At 54.4% G+C, this 20,888-nt stretch carries 20 protein-coding genes and 1 pseudogene; 16 read left to right on the top strand and 5 right to left on the bottom strand.

Annotated elements, in window-relative coordinates; all coding sequences use genetic code 11:
• Positions 1-834 (top strand): calcium-binding protein (locus tag RDN66_RS11450; RefSeq protein WP_308537862.1); only part of this gene is annotated, 834 nt, incomplete at its 5' end.
• A gap of 147 nt (positions 835-981) precedes the next feature.
• On the opposite strand, the gene fadE is transcribed toward RDN66_RS11450, so the two are convergent.
• Positions 982-3,426: an acyl-CoA dehydrogenase FadE gene (fadE, locus tag RDN66_RS11455; protein ID WP_035894460.1), complete on the bottom strand. Its 2,445-nt coding sequence runs from the start codon at positions 3,424-3,426 to the stop codon at positions 982-984.
• A 238-nt stretch (positions 3,427-3,664) separates the two neighbouring features.
• Between fadE and lpcA the strand changes: the two genes are divergently transcribed.
• Positions 3,665-4,246 carry a D-sedoheptulose 7-phosphate isomerase gene (gene lpcA / locus RDN66_RS11460; protein ID WP_035894459.1) on the top strand — a complete coding sequence of 194 codons (582 nt, stop codon included), beginning with the start codon at positions 3,665-3,667 and terminating at the stop codon, positions 4,244-4,246.
• Positions 4,247-4,287: 41 nt separating this feature from the next.
• Positions 4,288-5,055 (top strand): class II glutamine amidotransferase, encoded by a 768-nt coding sequence (locus tag RDN66_RS11465; protein WP_035894457.1) that lies wholly within the window; start codon positions 4,288-4,290, stop codon positions 5,053-5,055.
• On the opposite strand, the gene dpaA is transcribed toward RDN66_RS11465, so the two are convergent.
• Positions 5,026-5,766 carry a peptidoglycan meso-diaminopimelic acid protein amidase gene (dpaA, locus tag RDN66_RS11470; protein WP_035894455.1) on the bottom strand — a complete coding sequence of 247 codons (741 nt, stop codon included), beginning with the start codon at positions 5,764-5,766 and terminating at the stop codon, positions 5,026-5,028. The two genes, RDN66_RS11465 and dpaA, sit on opposite strands and share 30 nt — an antisense overlap.
• A 559-nt stretch (positions 5,767-6,325) precedes the next feature.
• Between dpaA and RDN66_RS11475 the strand changes: the two genes are divergently transcribed.
• The 8 genes from RDN66_RS11475 to RDN66_RS11510 all read left to right on the top strand — a co-directional run bounded on the left by RDN66_RS11475 (position 6,326) and on the right by RDN66_RS11510 (position 13,296).
• The gene (locus RDN66_RS11475; protein WP_202216417.1) at positions 6,326-7,669 is read left to right on the top strand and encodes a Na(+)-translocating NADH-quinone reductase subunit A; all 1,344 of its coding nucleotides are present in this window, start codon (positions 6,326-6,328) and stop codon (positions 7,667-7,669) included.
• A 3-nt stretch (positions 7,670-7,672) separates the two neighbouring features.
• Positions 7,673-8,911 (top strand): NADH:ubiquinone reductase (Na(+)-transporting) subunit B, encoded by a 1,239-nt coding sequence (locus RDN66_RS11480; RefSeq protein ID WP_202218161.1) that lies wholly within the window; start codon positions 7,673-7,675, stop codon positions 8,909-8,911.
• Entirely contained in the window at positions 8,904-9,698 is a 795-nt protein-coding gene (locus tag RDN66_RS11485) for a Na(+)-translocating NADH-quinone reductase subunit C (protein ID WP_202216416.1), read from the top strand. The genes RDN66_RS11480 and RDN66_RS11485 overlap by 8 nt, the downstream gene beginning before the upstream one ends.
• Positions 9,691-10,329 (top strand): NADH:ubiquinone reductase (Na(+)-transporting) subunit D, encoded by a 639-nt coding sequence (locus RDN66_RS11490; protein WP_035894452.1) that lies wholly within the window; start codon positions 9,691-9,693, stop codon positions 10,327-10,329. The genes RDN66_RS11485 and RDN66_RS11490 overlap by 8 nt, the downstream gene beginning before the upstream one ends.
• Positions 10,330-10,335: 6 nt before the next feature.
• Positions 10,336-10,932 carry an NADH:ubiquinone reductase (Na(+)-transporting) subunit E gene (gene nqrE / locus RDN66_RS11495; protein WP_185669670.1) on the top strand — a complete coding sequence of 199 codons (597 nt, stop codon included), beginning with the start codon at positions 10,336-10,338 and terminating at the stop codon, positions 10,930-10,932.
• A 12-nt stretch (positions 10,933-10,944) separates the two neighbouring features.
• Positions 10,945-12,168 carry an NADH:ubiquinone reductase (Na(+)-transporting) subunit F gene (nqrF, locus tag RDN66_RS11500; RefSeq protein ID WP_202216415.1) on the top strand — a complete coding sequence of 408 codons (1,224 nt, stop codon included), beginning with the start codon at positions 10,945-10,947 and terminating at the stop codon, positions 12,166-12,168.
• 2 nt (positions 12,169-12,170) lie between these two features.
• Positions 12,171-12,386 (top strand): (Na+)-NQR maturation NqrM, encoded by a 216-nt coding sequence (gene nqrM / locus RDN66_RS11505; protein WP_185064570.1) that lies wholly within the window; start codon positions 12,171-12,173, stop codon positions 12,384-12,386.
• Between the two features lie 148 nt (positions 12,387-12,534).
• Positions 12,535-13,296: a C40 family peptidase gene (locus tag RDN66_RS11510; RefSeq protein WP_202216414.1), complete on the top strand. Its 762-nt coding sequence runs from the start codon at positions 12,535-12,537 to the stop codon at positions 13,294-13,296.
• Here the strand turns inward: RDN66_RS11510 and RDN66_RS11515 are convergent.
• Complete coding sequence (locus RDN66_RS11515; RefSeq protein ID WP_202216413.1) at positions 13,293-13,604, bottom strand: hypothetical protein; 312 nt, start codon at positions 13,602-13,604, stop codon at positions 13,293-13,295. The two genes, RDN66_RS11510 and RDN66_RS11515, sit on opposite strands and share 4 nt — an antisense overlap.
• A 111-nt stretch (positions 13,605-13,715) precedes the next feature.
• A pseudogene (locus tag RDN66_RS11520) lies at positions 13,716-15,434 on the bottom strand (flagellar biosynthesis protein FlhA); the annotation flags it as partial.
• Here RDN66_RS11520 and lafU point away from each other — a divergent pair.
• The 4 genes from lafU (at position 15,409) to RDN66_RS11540 (ending at position 18,525) form a co-directional block, all read left to right on the top strand.
• Entirely contained in the window at positions 15,409-16,251 is an 843-nt protein-coding gene (gene lafU, locus RDN66_RS11525) for a putative lateral flagellar export/assembly protein LafU (RefSeq protein WP_051910757.1), read from the top strand. The pseudogene RDN66_RS11520 and the gene lafU sit on opposite strands and share 26 nt — an antisense overlap.
• Before the next feature lie 60 nt (positions 16,252-16,311).
• Positions 16,312-16,956 (top strand): DNA primase, encoded by a 645-nt coding sequence (locus tag RDN66_RS11530; RefSeq protein WP_202216412.1) that lies wholly within the window; start codon positions 16,312-16,314, stop codon positions 16,954-16,956.
• Positions 16,957-17,023: 67 nt separating this feature from the next.
• Positions 17,024-18,079, top strand: a complete 1,056-nt coding sequence (dinB, locus tag RDN66_RS11535) for a DNA polymerase IV (RefSeq protein WP_202216411.1) — start codon at positions 17,024-17,026, stop codon at positions 18,077-18,079.
• Positions 18,080-18,081: 2 nt separating this feature from the next.
• On the top strand, positions 18,082-18,525 hold the full coding sequence (locus RDN66_RS11540; protein ID WP_202216410.1) for a GNAT family N-acetyltransferase: 444 nt from the start codon (positions 18,082-18,084) through the stop codon (positions 18,523-18,525).
• Between the two features lie 90 nt (positions 18,526-18,615).
• Here the strand turns inward: RDN66_RS11540 and pepD are convergent, their stop codons facing one another.
• On the bottom strand, positions 18,616-20,073 hold the full coding sequence (gene pepD / locus RDN66_RS11545; protein WP_202216409.1) for a cytosol nonspecific dipeptidase: 1,458 nt from the start codon (positions 20,071-20,073) through the stop codon (positions 18,616-18,618).
• Between the two features lie 257 nt (positions 20,074-20,330).
• Here pepD and gpt point away from each other — a divergent pair, with 257 nt between their 5' ends.
• A complete protein-coding gene (gene gpt, locus RDN66_RS11550; RefSeq protein ID WP_035894440.1) occupies positions 20,331-20,789 on the top strand; it encodes a xanthine phosphoribosyltransferase in 459 nt (152 codons plus the stop codon).
• The last annotated feature ends 99 nt before the right edge of the window (positions 20,790-20,888 follow it).

Raw genomic sequence — 20,888 nt, forward strand, 5'->3', positions numbered from 1 at the left:
AACCTGATGATTAGTTTCCGGGACAGCACCGACAGCCTCTGTCTGAAAGATTATTTCTACAGCGAGGGAAACCGCTACCGGGTAGAGGAGATAGTGTTTGCCGACGGCACCGTCTGGGATGTGGCGACGGTGAAGGCGATGCTGGAGGCAGGAACCGACGAGGCGCAGACGCTGCAGAGCTATGGTACCAGTTCGGAAATACATGCTGCGGGTGGTGACGATGTCCTCAACGGGAGCGATGGTAACGATAAGCTGTACGGCGATGACGGCGATGACGGCAATGACACTCTGAATGGCGGCAGTAACGATGACGTGCTGTACGGCGGTACGGGTGACGATACGCTGGATGCTGGGAGCTGGAATGATGTGCTGTCAGGCGGCACTGGCAGCGACACCTACCTGTTCAGCGCTGGTGATGGTCAAGACACTCTCATTGAAGGCAGTAGCAACAGCGATACCCTCAGCTTCAGCGAGACGCTACAGGCGAAGAACGCCCTTATCCAGCGTAGCGGAAACGATCTTCTGATCGGCTTTGCAGACAGTATCGACAGCGTCACTATCAAAAGTTATTTCTCTTCATCAAAGAGCCAGGTGGAACACATCACCTTTGCCGATGGTACTGACTGGCTGGTGGAGGATATCCTTAACCACCTTGAAGACGACATTCCGCTGCCGCTGGCGGCGCCGGTCGATGCGCCCGTATCACTTCAGCGGGTACGAGAGATGATCGTGGCATTTACGGGTAGTGATGACGGCGATGAGGAGAGCGCGGGTGATGCCATGCCGATGCTGAGCACTTCGCGCTCATCTGTTAATGCGCTGATGAATAGGTAGCCTGGAATGCTGGCTTTCCCATAAGGATGTGAAAAAATTCGATGTCGGGGCCAGAGTAAGCGCTGTTTAAACCGCGCTTGCGTGTTGTCCTGCAACTCGAATTATTTAGGGGATATGCCGGGTAGGCTGCGCTACCCGGCATCAATATTACGCGGCTTCAACCTTGCGCACGTTGTCCGGCAGCTTTACCGGCTTGGTTGCCAGCTCGTCCGGTGCAAAGTCGTCAACGTTGATACTGCGCAGTCGGCTGACTTCTGCTTTGGTCAGTATGGCCGCTTCTTCCTGGTTAATCAGGCCTTTAGCCAGCGCATTACGTGCCAGTTCATCCAGTCGAGTAAACGGCAGGTTCTTGCCAATTTCTTTGCAGATACGCTGGTGGATAGGATCGGCTGCCATGACGTCAACCAGCGCTTCTTCCAGCAGGCCAACCGGGTTGTGCTCGCTCGGGGTCAGGTACTGACCGCGGCCGATACGGGAACGGGTGGCGCTTGGCGTCTGCAGAATTTTCGCTACGCTGTGGTCGAGCTTATCGGACGGCGCATCGTAATGACGACCGGTCGGGAAGATAACCACGCGCATTGCCCCTGCGACAAAGCGGTTCGGGAAGTTCTTCAGCAGGTCGTCAATGGCCTGCTCAGCCTGATGCAGCGCATCCTGAACGCCCCAGTGTACCAGCGGTAAATCCGCTTCGTTACGCCCTTCATCGTCATAGCGCTTCAGGACGGAAGAGGCGAGGTACAGCTGGCTCAACACATCACCCAGACGGGCGGAGATGCGCTCACGACGCTTCAGGCTACCGCCCAGCACCGCCATGGAAACGTCAGACAGCAACGCCAGGTTGGCACTCAGACGGTTCAGATGCTGATAGTAACGTTTGGTCGCATCGCGGGTTGGCGTTGGGCTGGTTAAGCCACGGGTAATCCCCAACCAGAAGCTGCGCACTTTGTTGCTACCGACGTGGCCGATGTGTTTAAACAGCAGCTTATCGAACGCATCGGCATCTTTATTCTGCGCCGCGGCCATCTCTTCCAGTACGTATGGATGGCAACGAATAGCGCCCTGGCCGAAGATCATCATGCTACGAGTCAGAATGTTCGCGCCTTCAACGGTAATGGCGATTGGCGCACCCTGGTAAGCACGTGCCAGGAAGTTACCTTCACCGAGCATAATGCCTTTCCCACCGGCGATATCCATGGCGTCAACGATGGACTGCTGGCCGCGATGGGTACAGTGGTACTTCACGATAGCCGACAGTACCGCCGGTTTCTCACCGAGCATAATGCCGTAGGTAATTAACGTTGCCGCGGCGTCCATCACGTAGGCATTGCCTGCGATGCGCGCCAATGGCTCTTCAATCCCTTCCATTTTACCAATGGATACTTTGAACTGACGGCGAATGTGCGCGTAGGCACCGGTCGCCAGCGCAACGGATTTCACGCCACCGGTTGAGTTGGACGGCAGGGTAATCCCGCGGCCAACGGACAGACATTCAACCAGCATGCGCCAGCCCTGACCGGCCATTTTCGGCCCACCGATGATGTAGTCGATCGGTACGAAGATATCCTGACCGCGCGTTGGACCGTTCTGGAACGGCACGTTCAGCGGGAAGTGACGACGACCAATTTCAACGCCTGGGGTGTTGGTTGGGATGAGCGCACAGGTGATGCCTAAATCTTCCGCACCGCCCAGCAGTTTTTCCGGGTCAGAAAGCTTGAACGCCAGGCCCAGTACGGTCGCAATTGGCGCGAGGGTGATATAACGCTTGTTCCAGGTTAAACGCATGCCCAGAACCTGCTCGCCCTGCCACTCGCCCATACAGACGACGCCGGTATCCGGAATTGCACCAGCATCAGAGCCTGCTTCTGGGCTGGTCAGCGCGAAGCATGGGATCTCCTGACCGCGCGCCAGGCGTGGCAGGTAATGATCTTTTTGCTCTTCAGTACCGTAATGCTGCAGCAGTTCGCCCGGTCCTAAGGAGTTAGGTACGCCGACGGTAATAGCCAGAATGCCGGAAACGCCGGAGAGCTTTTGCAGCACGCGAGCCTGGGCATAAGCGGAGAATTCCAGACCACCGTACTCTTTCTTAATGATCATTGCGAAGAAACGGTGTTCTTTCAGGTAGGCCCACAGCTCCGGCGGCAGGTCAGCCATCTCGTGGGTGATAGCAAAGTCGTTAGCCATGCGGCACGCTTCTTCAACCGGGCCATCAATAAACGCCTGCTCTTCGGCGGTCAGCTGTGGACGCGGGTAGTTGTGCAGCTTTTTCCAGTCCGGGTTGCCGCGGAACAGGTCGCCTTCCCACCAGGTGGTACCAGCATCAATCGCTTCTTTCTCAGTGCGCGACATCGGCGGCATCACTTTGCTGAACATGCGGAACACCGGCGTGGAGATCAGCGCTTTACGCATCGGCGTAAAGTTGAACGGCACCAGGATGATGGCCAGCGGTACCAGCAGCCACAGGTTCCACAGGCCAATCGCGCCGAGAGCGGCAGTCCAGGCCAGCAGAATTACGCTGCCGAGCGTCAAACTAATGCGGTGGTAGAAGAGTGCGCCGAGTACGGCAATGGTTAAAACAATACTCAAAATCATCATAGAGAAATGCCCCTGTCTTGTAGGAGGTCTGACCACTTGTGATGATATGGTTGTAGTTGAACCGTTTTTATTTAGCAATGTGTTTACAAAATAATTACAACCTCGCTCACATTGTTGCTTCTTTTTAGCGCACTAAAAATCCAAACATCTGGTGAATACATTCCTGCTTGCTTCTCTGGGCTGGCGCTATCCGGTACACTAGCGATGACAATTTTATTAATGCTGAAGGATTATCCTCATGTACCAGGATCTTATTCGTAACGAACTGAATGAAGCCGCCGATACGCTGGCAAATTTCCTCAAGGATGAAGCCAACATCCATGCGATTCAGCGCGCAGCAGTCCTGCTGGCAGACAGCTTTAAAGCCGGCGGCAAAGTGCTCTCCTGCGGCAACGGTGGTTCTCATTGCGATGCGATGCACTTCGCAGAAGAGCTGACGGGTCGTTATCGTGAAAACCGTCCGGGCTACCCGGCAATTGCGATTTCCGACGTCAGCCATCTCTCTTGCGTGAGTAATGATTTCGGTTATGAATATGTGTTCTCTCGTTACGTTGAATCCGTGGGCCGTGCGGGTGACGTGCTGCTGGGTATCTCTACCTCGGGTAACTCCGCTAACGTGATCAAAGCGATTGAAGCGGCGCGTGCGCAAGGGATGAAAGTGATTACGCTGACCGGTAAAGACGGTGGCAAAATGGCAGGCTCCGCGGACATCGAAATTCGCGTCCCGCATTTTGGCTACGCTGACCGCGTTCAGGAAATTCACATTAAAGTGATTCATATCCTGATTATGCTTATCGAAAAAGAGATGGTTAAAGCTTAAGTTTCACGGGGCTCCGGCCCCGATTGCTGTGGGGGTGTGCTATGTGCGAACTGCTCGGGATGAGCGCCAATGTGCCAACCGATATCTGCTTCAGTTTTACCGGGCTGGTCCAGCGCGGCGGAGGCACCGGGCCGCATAAAGACGGCTGGGGAATTACCTTCTATGAAGGCAAAGGCTGTCGCACGTTCAAAGACCCCCAACCCAGCTACCAATCTCCTATCGCGAAACTGGTGCAGGACTATCCCATCAAGTCCTGCTCCGTCATTGCGCATATTCGCCAGGCGAATCGCGGAATGGTGGCGCTGGAAAATACCCACCCGTTTACCCGAGAACTCTGGGGGCGCAACTGGACCTACGCCCATAACGGGCAGCTTACCGGCTATAAATCGCTGGAAACGGGACAGTTCCGCCCGGTCGGGGAAACCGACAGCGAAAAAGCCTTTTGCTGGTTGTTGTACAAGCTCACCGAGCGCTATCCGCGTACGCCTGGCAATATGCAGGCGGTCTTTAAGTACATCGCCTCGCTGGCGGACGAACTGCGCGAAAAGGGCGTGTTTAACATGCTGCTGTCAGATGGCCGTTACGTCATGGCATTCTGCTCAACCAACCTGTACTGGATAACGCGTCGTGCGCCTTTTGGCGTGGCAAAACTTCTGGATAGGGATGTGGAAATTGATTTTCAGCAGGAGACCACCGCCAACGATGTGGTTACCGTGATAGCAACTCAACCGCTGACGGGGAATGAAACCTGGCACAAGATTATGCCAGGCGAATGGCGATTATTTTGCCTCGGGGAGCGTATAGTTTGAGGCCAGCTGCGGCTGAACCACTTCGTGGCTCAGCGGCTTGCTGACCACATAACGCCCATCAACAACCGACACCATCGGCGGCTTATGCGTCTGCTGGAAGTAATCGTAGCCCGGCTTCAACTGCTGCCAGAAATCGTTGTAGTAGGAATATTTGTGACGCTTCATGTTGGCATCGGTCATGCGGAATGGATAGATGCTGACTTCAACGCTCGACTGGCCGAAGACTAACGCCGCGGTCACGAACTGGAAGATCTCATCAATACCGGAGTCGGTCATGGCATAGCAGCCAATCGACACGCAGGCACCGTGAATCATCAGATATTTCCCTTCATAACCGTGAGAACGGTCATAGGCGTTCGGGAAACCAATATTAATCGCTTTATAGAAGCGGCTATCCGGCTTCAACTGGCTGCGCTGCACCGAGTAAAACCCTTCCGGACTTTTGAAGTCGCCCTGACGCTGCTTCGGCCCCAGGCCACCTGAGTAGTTGCAGATCTTATAGCTATCGAGGAGTTGGTAGGTTTCACCCATCTTGACGAAGAGATCGAGTGTGCGCTCTTCTTTGAAGATTTGGATGTAAACCGGTGAGCCCATCATTTGCTGCTTATATTCTTTGCTGACAGGCGTCGTTGGCGTATTGCTGCTTAATAACCCAGCAAACGAAACGCACGGCATCAAAAGCATCGCAATAACAAATGCGATTTTGCGCATACTACTTGTTCCTTGATAAAAGATAACAACATGCCAGGAAGGCAATAGAGAGAAAAAAGCAGACAAATCTGTTTTTTGTGCGCTCACCTTAGCACCACCGCATTTTTTCGCAAGAGGGATGGTAAGCGTTTACCATTTCATAGTGCATTCCCGCCGGAACCCGGTGCGTTGTGCTGTTTCTCTGCCTGACAGCATTGGCTACAAAGAGTGTAGGATAAGCCGATGATTCACTAGCTATCTTTGTCTGAAACACGTTCACTTTGCGTATCGGCTCGCAATTTAGCGGCTTCAAAAGCAGAACTTCTGCATCGAAGAAAGAGAAAATGGTAAACTTTCGTTACTGAATCATTCGAAGAGAAATTGGGTAAATGGATGTTCATTCGAATGGTGAATGTATTGACTCTCAAAACAGCGTAAGAAAGGATGCTTCAATCTCTCATATGCCCAATCACGGATGGTCATTGGGTTTCAGGTTTTACTCCTTTCTTTTGTTTCGTTAACCAAAACGCTGGCTTCAGTTTCGAACTGATGCCGTCGTTAACGGATACCTGCGAACTGTATGATTAAAATAACCAAAGGCCTCGATCTGCCTATAGCTGGCCTGCCTGACGGGCAACGCATTGATGATGTGGCGGTCACGCGTGTCGCGGTGAAAGGTGAAGAATATATCGGGCTGCGCCCATCGATGGCGGTCAAAGAGGGCGACAGGGTCGCCAAAGGGCAGCTGCTTTTCGAAGATAAAAAGATACCCGGCGTGCGTTTTACCGCGCCAGCCAGCGGCATTGTCAGCGCCATCCACCGCGGTGAGCGTCGGGTGCTGCAATCTGTTGTTATCGATATTGAAGGCGATGATGCCGTGGCCTTTAACGCCTACGCGCCCGATGAGCTGGCAACGCTCCCGCGTGAAACGGTTACCACACAGCTCATTGAATCCGGTTTGTGGACCGCGATGCGCACGCGCCCTTTCAGCAAGACACCTGTGCCAGGTGCCGAACCCGCGGCTATTTTCGTCACTGCGATGGACACTAACCCGCTGGCTGCCGACCCGCAGCCAATTATACTCGCCCAGCGCGACGCTTTTAACGCCGGTCTGACCGTACTGACGCGCCTGACCGACGGCAGAGTGCACGTCTGCCAGGGCAGCGGCGGGAAACTGGGTGGGCATCCGCAGGGACAGGTAACCTTTAACCAATTCGCTGGCCCGCATCCTGCTGGGTTAGTGGGGACTCACATTCATTTCCTGGAGCCGGTGAGCCTGAACAAACAGGTGTGGCACCTGAACTATCAGGATGTTATCGCCTACGGCAAGCTGTTCCTTGATGGTGTGCTCTGGACTGAACGCATTATTGCGCTCGGTGGCCCGCAGGTGAAACAGCCGCGCTTGCTGCGCACTCGTCTTGGCGCAGACCTCGACGCGCTGCTGGTGGGCGAACTCCACGATGGCGAAAACCGCGTTATCTCTGGTTCTGTCCTGAACGGCACACAGGCCGTCGGGCCGCACGCCTTCCTCGGGCGCTTCCACCTGCAGGTGAGCGTGCTGAAAGAAGGGCGTGACAAAGAGCTGCTGGGGTGGGTCGCGCCGGGGCGGGATAAGTTCTCTATCACCCGCACCACGCTTGGCCACTTCCTCAAGAAAAAGCTGTTCAACCTCTCCACTGATACTCACGGCGGCGAACGCGCGATGGTTCCAATTGGCAGCTACGAGCGGGTGATGCCGCTGGATATCCTGCCAACCGTCCTGCTTCGCGATCTGCTGGCTGGCGATACCGATAGCGCCCAGGCGCTTGGCTGCCTGGAGCTTGATGAAGAGGACCTGGCGCTGTGCACCTATGTTTGCCCGGGGAAATATGAATACGGGCCGGTGCTACGCCACGTATTAACGCAAATTGAGCAGGAAGGCTAAGTGATGGGCTTAAAACATCTAATAGAAAAAGTTGAGCCGCACTTCACGCAGGGCGGCAAACTGGAAAAGTACTACCCGCTGTATGAAGCAGCAGCCACGCTGCTCTACACGCCGGGTCACGTCACGAAGGGCGCGTCGCACGTTCGTGATGCTATCGACCTGAAACGTATGATGATCCTCGTTTGGTTCGCCGTTTTCCCGGCGATGTTCTGGGGGATGTACAACGTCGGCCTGCAGACCATTCCGGCGCTGCACAAGCTCTACGGCGCTGAACAGCTCCAGCAGGTGATTGCTGGAAACTGGCACTACAGCGTAGCGCAGGCGCTGGGCGTGAGTTTTGCGCCAGATGCTGGCTGGTTCAGCATGATGATGCTCGGCGCGGTGTTCTTTGTGCCAATCTACGCGGTGGTTTTCCTGGTAGGTGGTTTCTGGGAGGTGCTGTTTTCTATCGTGCGCAAGCATGAGATCAACGAAGGCTTCTTCGTCACCTCGATTCTGTTTGCGCTGATTGTCCCGCCAACCCTGCCGCTGTGGCAAGCCGCTCTGGGGATCTCCTTTGGCGTGGTGATTGCCAAAGAGATATTTGGCGGCACCGGGCGCAACTTCCTTAACCCGGCGTTAGCGGGGCGTGCCTTCTTGTTCTTTGCCTATCCGGCGCAAATCTCCGGCGATTTAGTCTGGACGGCGGCCGACGGCTTCTCCGGCGCCACGCCGCTCTCCCAGTGGGCAAGCCACGGCGGTGAGTCGCTGGTTAACGTTGTAACTGGCCAGCCGGTGAGCTGGATGGATGCCTTTATCGGGAATATCCCGGGCTCCATTGGGGAAGTCTCGACGCTGATGATCCTGCTTGGCGGGGCGCTGATTATCTTTGGCCGTGTCGCCTCCTGGCGCATCGTTGCCGGCGTGATGCTCGGCATGATGGCCTGCGCCACGCTGTTTAACCTGATTGGTTCCGATACCAACCCGATGTTCGCCATGCCGTGGTACTGGCATCTGGTATTGGGTGGTTTTGCTTTCGGCATGATGTTTATGGCAACCGACCCGGTTTCCGCCTCGTTTACTGACAAAGGAAAGTGGTGCTACGGGGCGCTGATCGGCGTGATGTGTGTGTTAATCCGCGTGGTTAACCCAGCCTATCCGGAAGGGATGATGCTGGCGATTCTGTTCGCCAACCTCTTTGCGCCGCTATTTGATTACCTCGTGGTGCAGGCCAACATAAAGCGGAGGAAGTCGCGTGGCTGAAAACAAAAGTAACGATAGCATCGGCAAGACGCTGCTGGTGGTGCTGGTGCTTTGCCTGGTCTGCTCTATCGTCGTGGCGGGCTCCGCCGTTGGGCTGAAACCGCGTCAGCAGGAGCAGCGCGCGCTGGATAAACAGCGCAATATTCTGGCGGTGGCGGGATTGATGCACGACAAAATGTCGGCAGACGATGTGGCCGAGGTATTTGCATCCCGCGTGGTGCCTCGCCTGGTCGATTTAAAAAGTGGCTCCGTCCTCGACAAAGACCCGACGAAGTTTAACCAAAGCCAGGCGCTGAAAGACCCGGCGCAAAGCATTGAATTGACCTCCAGCGAAGACCCGGCAGGCATTCGCCGTCGCAGTAACGTCGTGGAAATTTATCTTATTAAAGATGAACAGCAGAAGGTGCAGGAGATGGTTCTGCCGGTGTACGGCAACGGACTGTGGTCGATGATGTATGCCTTCGTGGCGCTGGATACTGACGGCCGTACCATCCGGGGCATTACCTACTACGACCAGGGAGAAACCCCGGGCCTCGGCGGTGAAATTGAAAACCCGAACTGGCGCGCGCAGTTTGTGGGGAAACGCGTAGTGGATGATAACGGTAAACCGGCGTTGCGCGTCATGAAAGGCGCGGCGCAGCAGGGCGATCTCTACGCTGTTGACGGTCTCTCCGGGGCAACGCTCACTTCTAACGGGGTGCAGCACAGCTTTGAGTTCTGGATGGGCGAACTGGGCTTTGGCCCATTCCTGAAGCAGGTGCGTGAAGGAGGGCTAAATCATGGCTGAGCAGGGTGATATGAAAGAGATGAAGCGCGTGCTGGTTGGCCCGCTTATCGCCAACAACCCCATTGCGCTGCAGGTGCTTGGCGTCTGTTCAGCGCTGGCCGTCACCACCAAGCTGGAAACGGCCTTCGTGATGACCATTGCGGTGACGCTGGTGACGGCGTTCTCGAGCATGTTTATCTCGATGATCCGCCACCACATTCCGAACAGCGTGCGCATTATCGTGCAGATGGCGATCATTGCCTCATTGGTTATTGTCGTCGATCAGCTGCTGCGCGCATTCGCTTACGAAACCTCTAAACAGCTCTCGGTATTCGTTGGGCTTATTATCACCAACTGTATCGTGATGGGACGCGCGGAAGCCTACGCCATGAAGTCTCCCCCGCTGGCGAGCTTTATGGACGGCATCGGCAACGGGCTGGGCTACGGCGCTATCCTGCTGATTGTTGGCTTCCTGCGTGAGCTCATCGGCAGCGGCAAGCTGTTTGGCATCACGGTGCTGGAAACGGTGCAGAACGGCGGCTGGTACCAGCCTAACGGTCTGTTCCTGCTCGCACCGAGCGCGTTTTTCATTATCGGTTTGCTGATCTGGGCGCTTCGTAGCTGGAAGCCGGAACAGCAGGAAAAGGAGTAACCGATTATGGCTCATTACATTAGCCTGTTTGTTCGCGCGGTGTTTGTTGAGAACATGGCGCTGGCCTTCTTCCTGGGGATGTGTACCTTCCTCGCTGTGTCGAAGAAAGTCTCCACCGCGTTCGGTCTGGGGGTGGCGGTAACGGTTGTGCTCGGCCTTGCCGTGCCAATTAACAATCTGGTCTACAACCTGGTGCTACGCGACGGCGCGCTGGTTGACGGCGTGGATCTTAGCTTCCTGAACTTCATCACCTTTATTGGGGTGATTGCGGCGCTGGTACAGATCCTCGAGATGATCCTTGATAAATACTTCCCGTCACTCTACACCGCATTAGGCATCTTCCTTCCGCTGATTGCGGTGAACTGTGCCATATTCGGCGGCGTATCGTTCATGGTGCAGCGTGATTACAACTTTGGTGAATCCATCGTCTACGGTTTTGGTTCCGGCATTGGTTGGATGCTGGCCATTGTCGCTATGGCAGGCATTCGCGAAAAAATGAAGTACTCAAACGTGCCCGCGGGACTGCGCGGCTTAGGGATCACCTTTATCACCACCGGACTGATGGCGTTAGGTTTTATGTCGTTTTCCGGCGTGCAGCTATAAGGGTCGTTAATTATGGAAATATTACTTGGCGTAGTCATGTTTACGCTGATTGTGCTGGTGCTGTCGGTGCTGATTTTGTTTGCCAAATCGAAGCTGGTGAACGCCGGTGACGTGGTGATTGAAATCAACAACGAAGCCGACAAGCAAATCAAAACGCCAGCCGGTGACAAGCTGCTGAATACGCTCTCCAGCAACGGTATTTTTATCTCGTCCGCCTGCGGTGGCGGCGGTTCCTGCGGGCAGTGCCGGGTGAAGGTGAAAGAGGGCGGCGGGGATATTCTGCCGACCGAGCTTTCGCATATTACGAAGCGCGAAGCCAAAGAAGGCTGCCGTCTGGCCTGTCAGGTGGCCGTGCGCCAGGATATGAAAATCGAACTGCCAGATGAAGTGTTTGGCGTGAAGAAGTGGGAATGCGAAGTTATCTCTAACGATAACAAAGCGACGTTTATTAAAGAGTTGAAGCTCGCTATTCCTGCTGGCGAAAGCGTGCCATTCCGTGCCGGGGGCTACATTCAGATTGAGTGCCCACCGCATAAAGTGGCCTACGCCGACTTTGACGTGCCGGATGAATACCGCGGCGACTGGGATAAATTCAATCTCTTCCGCTATGTCTCCGACGTTAAAGAGCCGACCCTGCGCGCCTACTCAATGGCAAACTACCCGGATGAAAAGGGCATCATCATGCTCAACGTGCGTATCGCGACACCGCCGCCGTCCGCGCCTGACGTTCCGCCAGGGATTATGTCCTCCTACATCTGGTCGCTGAAAGCGGGCGATAAGGTGACGATCTCCGGGCCGTTTGGCGAATTCTTTGCCAAAGAGACCGACGCCGAAATGGTGTTTATCGGCGGTGGTGCGGGTATGGCGCCCATGCGTTCGCATATTTTTGACCAGCTTAAGCGCCTGCATAGCAACCGCAAAATCAGCTTCTGGTACGGCGCGCGTTCCCTGCGCGAAATATTCTACCAGGACGAATTTGAAAAGCTGGCGCAGGAAAACCCGAACTTTACCTTCCATATTGCGCTCTCTGACGCACTGCCGGAAGATAACTGGACGGGCTATACTGGCTTTATTCACAACGTCCTTTACGAAAACTACCTGCGCGACCACCCGGCACCGGAAGATTGCGAATTCTACATGTGTGGGCCACCAATGATGAATGCGGCGGTTATCAAAATGCTCAAAGAGCTGGGCGTTGAGGATGAGAACATCATGCTCGATGACTTTGGAGGCTGATGATGTTAACGGTCTTTCTGGCGACCTTCTGCATTTTCTTGCTGGTTATCTTCGGCATGTCGCTTGGCTATATGGTCAAGCGAAAAAGCCTACAGGGAAGCTGTGGGGGGATTTCATCGCTGGGGTTGGAAAAGGTATGTGATTGCCCCGAGCCCTGTGATGCGCGTAAAAAACGCATGGCTCGGGAAGCGCAACGCCAGCAGAACCGTATCCTTTAAATCGACGAATAACCCGGTATGATATCCATCTGCCGGGTTATTTAACGTCATGAAATATAATTATTAATTGATTAATAATCGAGAATTAATCCTGGCGTAAACCCTGCCAACGTAGACTGTTTCGACGTTTCACGGTTGAAAGGTTTTCATGGCTTCCCCTTCTACATCGACCCGCTTTCTGTCCACCGCATTGCTGGCCTGTATGGCTCTGAGTCCGCTTGCTTTTGCGCATACCCACAAGCCTTCCCCTCATGCTTTGCTAAGCTATGGCGCTTCGCTGCGTCGACAGAACCGGGAAAAGCTGTGGGGGGCATATCATGCTAAGCTGCAAAAGCAGGCCAGCTATATTGTGGTGGGAGACGCAGAGAGCAAGAAAGCCCTGCGCCAACAGAACCGCATGTTGATTAAGCAGCATCCGGAGTGGTTTCCAGGCCCGCTTAAAGCCAGCGATCGTCACTGGAAGGCGCTGGCTGAAAATGCGCATTTCCTCAACAGCGACCACCTGCATAATATGACCGAAGTTGCGATTCACCGTCTTGAGCAACAGTTGGGGAAACCATATGTCTGGGGCGGCGTAAATCCTGACCAGGGATTTGATTGCAGTGGTTTGATATTTTACGCCTACAATAAGATCCTCGCGGCAAAATTACCGCGGACGGCGAATGAAATGTATCACTACCGTCGTGCGACGATCGTAGCAAATAACGATCTGCGTCGTGGCGATCTGCTCTTCTTCCATATTCATAGTAAAGAGCTTGCGGATCATATGGGGGTCTATCTGGGCAACGGCGACTTTATTGAGTCTCCGCGTACCGGAGAAACGATCCGTGTAAGTCATTTAGCAGATATGTTCTGGCAAGATCACTATCTTGGCGCTCGACGGATCCTGACAGAGAACACGGTGCTTTAATTCATAAATAGCAGCAGCATGGTGATGAAAAGAAACATCAGCGCAGCTGACAGAAAGAGGTCAAAGGCGCTAATCAGCGGCACGGGTGGGGTATCAAAGGTGTCTGGGATAGCATGATACCTTTGATTTTCTGCAGATTTCTCCACTGATTTACCGCAAGATGCGTGTTTACTCATCTCCTGCTCATGGTGTTCCCGCCGCTCTTCCTGACGATGCACAAACTCCATAAATGTTGGAGAATATTGGCGCCGCGGATGATGCCCAGAGCGGTAAGCAAAATTCCTTTTTACTTTTTCATCTCTCATCACGTGATATTCCTGGCAATAAAAAATTTCCGGAGAAACACACCTTCCCTGGTATGTTCAGAACTATAAAGCGGCAAATTTGGACGAAACTTAATTGCCGCGTTCTCTATTTATTTAGCTTAATGCCCCCATGATTTTTAATTCCAGCTCATCAGGAACTTCATTATAGGAAAGCACATGTAGCCCCGGAGAAAAAAGGCGGGCATAGCGTGCCAGTAGCGGACGTAATTGCGGGGCGACCAGCAGTACGGGCTCTTTACCGGCCGCCTTCATCTGCTCTTTCACCTGCGGCATATTGGTCTGGAACTGGTTGAGCATGTTCGGATCAACCGGCACGCTGTCGAGCATCACTTTTCCGCTCTGCTGGGCCTGATTCACAACGTTAGACAGCAGGTTTTCCAGCTCGTTATTCAGGGTGTATACCGTCAGCTCCTGCTTGCGCACCAGCGGGTGGGTGATGCTGCGACGTAGCGCCAGACGAACATCGGCAACCAGCAGAATTGGGTCCTTAGTTGTTGCGCTGCTGGCGACCAGCACCGTGGCGATAGTGACGATATCCCGTAGTGAAACGCCTTCAATCAGCAGCGCCCGATACACCTTTAACAGATGGCTGTAGTTCAGCGCGGCGCTGAGGTCTTCCGCCAGCCGTGGGGCCATAGAAGAGAGACGATTATGCAGTTGAGTGATGTCGTCGTAGTTAAAAAGATCGGGAATATGGTTTCGAATGACCTTGTTCACATGGGTGGCGATAACGCTGGCGCTATCGATCACCTGATACCCCATATTCAGCGCCTTTGCTTTTTGCGCTGGCTGGATCCAGGTGACCGGCATCCCGTAGGCCGGGTCGTTCCCCAGCACGCCGTCGATTTCGCCATAGGTCTCGCTTGATGGTAGCGCCATCAGCTTATCCGCAGGGATATCGGCTTCATCCGCTTTAATACCGTTGATATAAATGGCGTACTGGCTGGCTTTTAGGCGGAAGTTTTCGCGAATACGAATCTCCGGCAGTAACACGCCGTTGGTGTCTGAAATGACCTGCCGCACCCCGCGAATACGCTGGGTGAGCGGGTTGCCCTTTGACTTATCTACCAGAGAAACCAGTTTATACCCCAGGCTAAGGCTGATGGGTTCAATCAGCGGAATGGTTTCCCAACTGACCACCTGCTCGGCATTTTCAGTAATGGTTTTGGTCAGCGTTTCGAGGCTTTTTTCCTCGTGTTCAGCGGCTTTTGGGCGCTTGCTCATACGCCAGGCGGTAAAGCCCAGCAGCGCGCTGAAGGCGAGGAACGGGAAGTGCGGCATCCCGGGGACAATAGCCAGTACGAACATAATGCCGGTGGCGGTATAGAGAATCGACGGCGTCGCCAGCAGTTGGGTTCGCACGTCGGTGGCGATATCGCCGTTATCGCTGACGCGGGTCACGATGATTGCCGCAGCGGTGGAGAGCAGCAGGGACGGGATCTGTGCGACCAGACCGTCACCGATAGTCATCAGCACATACTGCTGGAAGGCCGCATCAGCGCTGAGGTTGTATTTGAAAATCCCGATGCACACGCCGCCGATAAGGTTGATGGCGAGGATCATCATCCCGGCGATGGCATCGCCGCGCACGAATTTTGACGCCCCGTCCATCGCCCCGTAGAAGTCTGCCTCGCCTGCGACATCTTTGCGTCGCGTCTGGGCCTGAGCCTGATTGATAAGCCCGGCGTTAAGGTCGGCATCGATAGCCATCTGTTTGCCTGGCATCGCATCGAGGGTGAAGCGGGCGGAGACTTCGGAAATTCGCTCAGCCCCTTTGGTCACCACGATGAAGTTGATTGTTAACAGCGTCAGCAAATCTGACCGTGAGAATATCGTGGCGGCGCTGCATGGCCAGTCTATTTTCAACGGCGGCGGTATGGCGCCGCTCAATAAGGTAGGTAAACAGCCAATCGCACCAGGGGCGGCCAGTAAGAACGCCAGGCGTAAAATGCAGGCGACCACCCCGGAAGAGCTGGCGAAAATCACCGAAGAGAACGCCAAAAAAGCCAGGGACGTGGACGAGAAAACGGCGATGTTGAAGAAAAAATCGGCCCGTGAATTGGGTGAGCTGGCAACCGATATCAACGCCATTGCGCGCAACGCGCACATGGAAAGCAACCTTGAAATGGAGATCGTTCCCCAAGGGCTGCGGGTGCTGATTAAAGACGATCAGAACCGCAATATGTTCGAGCGCGGTAGCGCGAGGATCATGCCGTTCTTTAAATCGCTGCTGGTGGAGCTGGCTCCGGTCTTTGACTCGCTGGATAACAAAATCATCATCACCGGCCACACCGATGCGATGGCCTACAAAAGCGACATCTACAACAACTGGAACCTTTCTGGCGACCGTGCGCTCTCGGCACGACGCGTGCTGGAGCAGGCCGGGATGCCGAATGACAAAGTCATGCAGGTAAGCGCGATGGCCGACCAGATGCTGCTGGACAGTAAAAACCCAGAAAGCGCGGGCAACCGTCGCATTGAAATTATGGTGCTGACGCAGAGCGCGTCAGACACGCTGTATCAGTACTTTGGTCAACAGGGCGAGAAGATTGTTCAGCCGCTGGTGAGTCAACTGGATAAACAGCAGAAGGTGACGTCGCTTCGACGAGGGGCGGTGACGAATCCATAATTTTTACTCCCCCCGCTGATGCGGGGGATTTTTTAGCCGAAACATTTTCAGGAGGAAAACGTGATTGATGCGGCACGTATCATCCCGCTGGATATTCACACCGACGACGTTGCACAGGCCGTCTGCCAGGGGGCACATTACGATGCGGATTCGAACGTATGGTATGTGGAAGAGCACGAGCTGACGGAAGCGCTCTGTGGTTATGCTTATGATATGGATAGCTTTAACATAATGGCACCTTACTATCTGGTGGTTTCAACGAAGATGACCTGCTGGAGTTGCCATCTTCCTACCTCCATTATTGCGGTGATGTTTACCCGTTATTTGCGCAAAAGTCAGGATGGAATAGGGTGGGAGTCCGTGAAGCGTAATAGCTTCGTCTTCCATATTAATGAACTGCCTGAGGCGATAAAAAAGAACATCAAAGCCAGAAATTACTATCTGGATAAAAGTAAAACCACTGGGCTGCGGTACTGGATGAACCACTGTGAAACCTGCGGCGAGCGTTTGGGTGACTACGAGCTTTTCTGCATGGCGGATGATGCGTTTCGGCAGATGACGATTGAAAAGTTGCTGCATTCCCACGTCAGAAAGGTGAATAAGCTGTTTGTGAGCATGGCGGGGAGCCCGGCGGTGGATCAGGGCAAAGAGGCAGTGCGCTACCTGTGCGATGCCCGCTTTATGATGAACTCGCCGAAAATGTAGCCGCGTCGGCTTTCCTCAATGCATAAATGTACTGTATACTTAAACAGTGATTTGTGAGGGGAGCCTGATGCGAAAAATTATCCATATCGACATGGACTGCTTTTTTGCAGCGGTTGAAATGCGCGATAATCCGGCGCTGCGTGATATTCCTATCGCCATTGGCGGAAGCCGCGTGCAGCGCGGGGTGATTAGCACCGCAAACTATCCGGCGCGTAAGTTTGGCGTGCGCAGCGCCATGCCGACGGGAATGGCGCTGAAGCTCTGTCCACATCTCACCTTGCTGCCGGGGCGCTTTGAGGCCTACCGTGAAGCCTCCAATCATATCCGCGAGATCTTCTCCCGCTATACCTCGCTTATTGAACCGCTTTCGTTGGATGAAGCCTATCTGGACGTCAGCGATAGCCCGCACTGCCACGGCTCAGCGACGCTGATGGCACAGGAAATTCGGCAAACTATCTTTAGAGAGCTTTCTCTGACCGCCTCGGCGGGGGTAGCCCCGGTGAAGTTTCTTGCCAAAATCGCTTCTGATCTCAATAAGCCGGATGGCCAGTTCGTGTTGACGCCTGATGAGGTGCCCGCCTTTCTCAAAACTCTGCCGCTTGGCAAAATTCCCGGTGTGGGAAAGGTGTCTGCGGCAAAGCTTGAAAGTATGGGGCTGCGCACCTGCGAAGATGTACAGAAAAGCGATCTCGCCATGTTGCTTAAACGCTTTGGCAAGTTTGGACGGATCCTCTGGGAACGCAGCCAGGGGATCGACGAGCGGGAGATCCATAACGATCGCCAGCGTAAGTCGGTTGGCGTGGAGCGTACGCTGGAAGAAGATATTCACGACTGGGCTGACTGCGAGGCGATCGTTGAGCGTCTCTATCCCGAGCTGGAACGGCGGCTGGCGAAGGTCCGGCCCGACCTGCGCATTGCCAGGCAGGGAATAAAACTCAAATTTAATGATTTCCAGCAAACTACCCAGGAGCACGTCTGGCCGAAGCTGACCAAAGACGATCTGCTCGCGACGGCCTACAAAGCCTGGCACGAGCGCCGCGCCGGGCGCGGAGTGCGTCTGGTGGGCCTGCACGTGACGCTGCTGGACCCCCAGCTGGAACGACAGCTGCTATTAGGGATTTAACCATGATCATTCGGGAATACCGTGACGGGGACTTCTCCACGCTGTGCCAGATTTTCCTGCGTGCGGTGCGGGAAACCTCCAGTCAGCATTATTCGCCCGCGCAGGTAAACGCCTGGGCGCAGGTGGATGATGCGCGCTGGCGACAAAAAATGGCTGACTCTCTGGTTCTGGTTGCAACGGTTGATGAAACGCCTGTCGGTTTTGTCACCGCCGTTGAGCGCTATATCGACCTGCTGTTTGTCGACCCATCGTATGCGCGACAGGGCGTCGCCAGCGCGCTGCTGAAAGCTCTGTTCGCCAGAGTACCGACGGGAACGTTAACGGTAGATGCGAGCATTACGGCCAAAGCGTGTTTTGAACGGCTGGGGTTCGTGGTGGTGGCAGAACAAGAGGTTGAAGCGCGTGGAGAGACGTTTGTGAACTATCGGATGGAAAAAATCAGGTAGGGTGGTGATATTCCCGGCGTCATTCCGCTTGGCCGGGCTACGTCAAATGTAGCCCGGCCAAGCGAAGCGCCGCCGGGAACGGCTCAGAACTTACTTCGCCGGAATCGCTTTCAGCAGTTCCGTCAGCAGCTGCCAGTACTGGCCAACGCTTTCGATATGAACCTGCTCATCCGGAGAGTGTGGCCCGGTGATGGTTGGCCCAATGGAAACCATATCCATGTCTGGATACGGTTTTTTGAACAGACCACATTCCAGACCCGCGTGGATAATCTGAATGTTCGGCACCTTGTTGAACAGGCGCTGATAGGTTTCACGCACCAGCTTCATTACCGGAGAGTTTGCATCCGGCTGCCATCCTGGGTAGCCGCCTTTAGGCTGGGTTTTTGCACCCGCCAGCGCGCCCAGAGATTCCAGCATGCTCACCACGTAATCTTTACCGCTGTCGAGCAGGGAACGAATCAGGCAGTGAATGGTAGCGGTATCTTCAGTGAAGGAAACCACACCCACGTTCAGAGAAGTTTCAACCACGCCTTTTGCCACGTCGGAGTTACGAATCACGCCGTTCGGGGTCGCGTTCAGCAGCTGAATGAAGGCGTCGCGAGAAGCGGCGGTCAGCGCTTTACCTTCAACGGTATTTGCTTCCAGCACCAGCGTCAGGTTCTTCTCTTTTGCTGACAGTTCGTTTTGCAGAATGTGCAGGTAGGTTTCAACCAGCCCTTTCAGCGCGTCGACTTTGTCTGCCGGAACCGCGATAGCGGCGAAGGCTTCGCGTGGAATAGCGTTGCGCAGTGTACCGCCGGTAAAATCAACCAGACGCAGATCCAGTTCCGCAGCGTGAGCCACCAGGAAGCGTGCCAGCAGTTTGTTGGCGTTGCCGAGGCCGAGGTGAATATCACCGCCGGAGTGGCCGCCTTTCAGGCCTTTCAGCGTCAGCTTGAAGGTCTGGAAGCCCGCAGGAATCGCTTCGCGGGTCAGCGGCAGGTTGCTGGTGAAGTCGATACCACCGGCGCAACCCATGTAGATTTCGCCTTCTTCTTCAGAGTCGGTATTAATAAGGATGTCGCCCTGCAGCCAGTTTGGTTGCAGACCGAACGCGCCGTCCATACCGGTCTCTTCGGTCATGGTCAGCAGCACTTCCAGCGGGCCATGCTCAACGGATTCATCAGACAGCACCGCCAGCGCGGAAGCCATGCCGATACCGTTGTCTGCGCCAAGCGTTGTACCACGCGCTTTCACCCACTCACCGTCGATGTACGGTTGAATCGGGTCTTTAGCGAAGTCGTGTACGGTGTCATTGTTTTTCTGCGGCACCATATCGAGGTGAGCCTGCAGCACAACCGGTTTACGGTTTTCCATACCCGGGGTAGCGGCTTTACGAATCAGAATGTTGCCAACCTGGTCACGCTCAGCGTGAAGCCCTTTTTCTTTTGCCCAGCCAACGATGTGCGCGGCGAGCTGCTCTTCATGATGAGAAGGGTGCGGAATAGAACAGATTTTGGCAAAAATATCCCACAGCGGCTGCGGGGATAATTGAGACAGTTCAGACACGATGAGTCTCCTTACGGCGTTCTGCAAAAGTCGCTTGCAGGTAAAGGGTTAGCACATACATATACCACAAGCTCTGGCTTGCGCGATGGGGTTGAGAATACCACTTTCTGCCCTTCCCGGTAGAACAAACCACGTAAAAAGCGCGGTGGATTCCGCTTAACACTGGTTTTTAGTGCGTCAGATCTCTATAATCTCGCGCAACCCATTTCCCCCTTGAACAATTTTTAAGCCGTATAACACAGGCTGGGACACTTCACATGAGCGAAAAATACGTCGTCACCTGGGACATGTTGCAGATTCACGCACGCAAACTGGCTGCACGCCTGATGCCTTCTGAACAGTGGAAAGGCATTATCGCCGTTAGCCGTGGCGGTCTGGTGCCTGGCGCACTGCTGGCACGTGAACTGGGCATTCGTCACGTCGACACCGTATGCATCTCCAGCTATGACCATGATAACCAGCGTGAACTGAAAGTTCTGAAACGCGCTGAAGGCGATGGCGAAGGCTTTATTGTTATTGACGATCTGGTCGATACCGGCGGCACCGCGGTAGCGATTCGCGATATGTATCCGAAAGCCCACTTCGTTACCATTTTCGCAAAACCAGCAGGTCGCCCGCTGGTTGACGATTATGTTGTTGATATCCCGCAGGATACCTGGATTGAACAGCCTTGGGACATGGGCGTGGTATTCGTACCGCCTATTTCTGGCCGTTAATTCATCAATAAATGCGCTTCCAACGCCCGGTTATGCCGGGCGTTGTTTTTTTTAACGTCCCACGCGTTACAATACCCCTAAGACAGTATCTATGGAGGT

This window comes from uncultured Kluyvera sp., from assembly GCF_902485085.1.
Classification (GTDB): Bacteria; Pseudomonadota; Gammaproteobacteria; order Enterobacterales; family Enterobacteriaceae; genus Kluyvera; species Kluyvera ascorbata.

What these genes read in the sequence shown, in the direction of transcription:
- fadE (WP_035894460.1), bottom strand. Translation starts at nt 3,426, where the DNA reads ATGATGATTTTGAGTATTGTTTTAACCATTGCCGTACTCGGCGCACTC.
- lpcA (WP_035894459.1), top strand. Translation starts at nt 3,665, where the DNA reads ATGTACCAGGATCTTATTCGTAACGAACTGAATGAAGCCGCCGATACG.
- RDN66_RS11465 (WP_035894457.1), top strand. Translation starts at nt 4,288, where the DNA reads ATGTGCGAACTGCTCGGGATGAGCGCCAATGTGCCAACCGATATCTGC.
- dpaA (WP_035894455.1), bottom strand. Translation starts at nt 5,766, where the DNA reads ATGCGCAAAATCGCATTTGTTATTGCGATGCTTTTGATGCCGTGCGTT.
- RDN66_RS11475 (WP_202216417.1), top strand. Translation starts at nt 6,326, where the DNA reads ATGATTAAAATAACCAAAGGCCTCGATCTGCCTATAGCTGGCCTGCCT.
- RDN66_RS11480 (WP_202218161.1), top strand. Translation starts at nt 7,673, where the DNA reads ATGGGCTTAAAACATCTAATAGAAAAAGTTGAGCCGCACTTCACGCAG.
- RDN66_RS11490 (WP_035894452.1), top strand. Translation starts at nt 9,691, where the DNA reads ATGGCTGAGCAGGGTGATATGAAAGAGATGAAGCGCGTGCTGGTTGGC.
- nqrE (WP_185669670.1), top strand. Translation starts at nt 10,336, where the DNA reads ATGGCTCATTACATTAGCCTGTTTGTTCGCGCGGTGTTTGTTGAGAAC.
- nqrF (WP_202216415.1), top strand. Translation starts at nt 10,945, where the DNA reads ATGGAAATATTACTTGGCGTAGTCATGTTTACGCTGATTGTGCTGGTG.
- nqrM (WP_185064570.1), top strand. Translation starts at nt 12,171, where the DNA reads ATGTTAACGGTCTTTCTGGCGACCTTCTGCATTTTCTTGCTGGTTATC.
- RDN66_RS11510 (WP_202216414.1), top strand. Translation starts at nt 12,535, where the DNA reads ATGGCTTCCCCTTCTACATCGACCCGCTTTCTGTCCACCGCATTGCTG.
- lafU (WP_051910757.1), top strand. Translation starts at nt 15,409, where the DNA reads ATGAAGTTGATTGTTAACAGCGTCAGCAAATCTGACCGTGAGAATATC.
- dinB (WP_202216411.1), top strand. Translation starts at nt 17,024, where the DNA reads ATGCGAAAAATTATCCATATCGACATGGACTGCTTTTTTGCAGCGGTT.
- RDN66_RS11540 (WP_202216410.1), top strand. Translation starts at nt 18,082, where the DNA reads ATGATCATTCGGGAATACCGTGACGGGGACTTCTCCACGCTGTGCCAG.
- gpt (WP_035894440.1), top strand. Translation starts at nt 20,331, where the DNA reads ATGAGCGAAAAATACGTCGTCACCTGGGACATGTTGCAGATTCACGCA.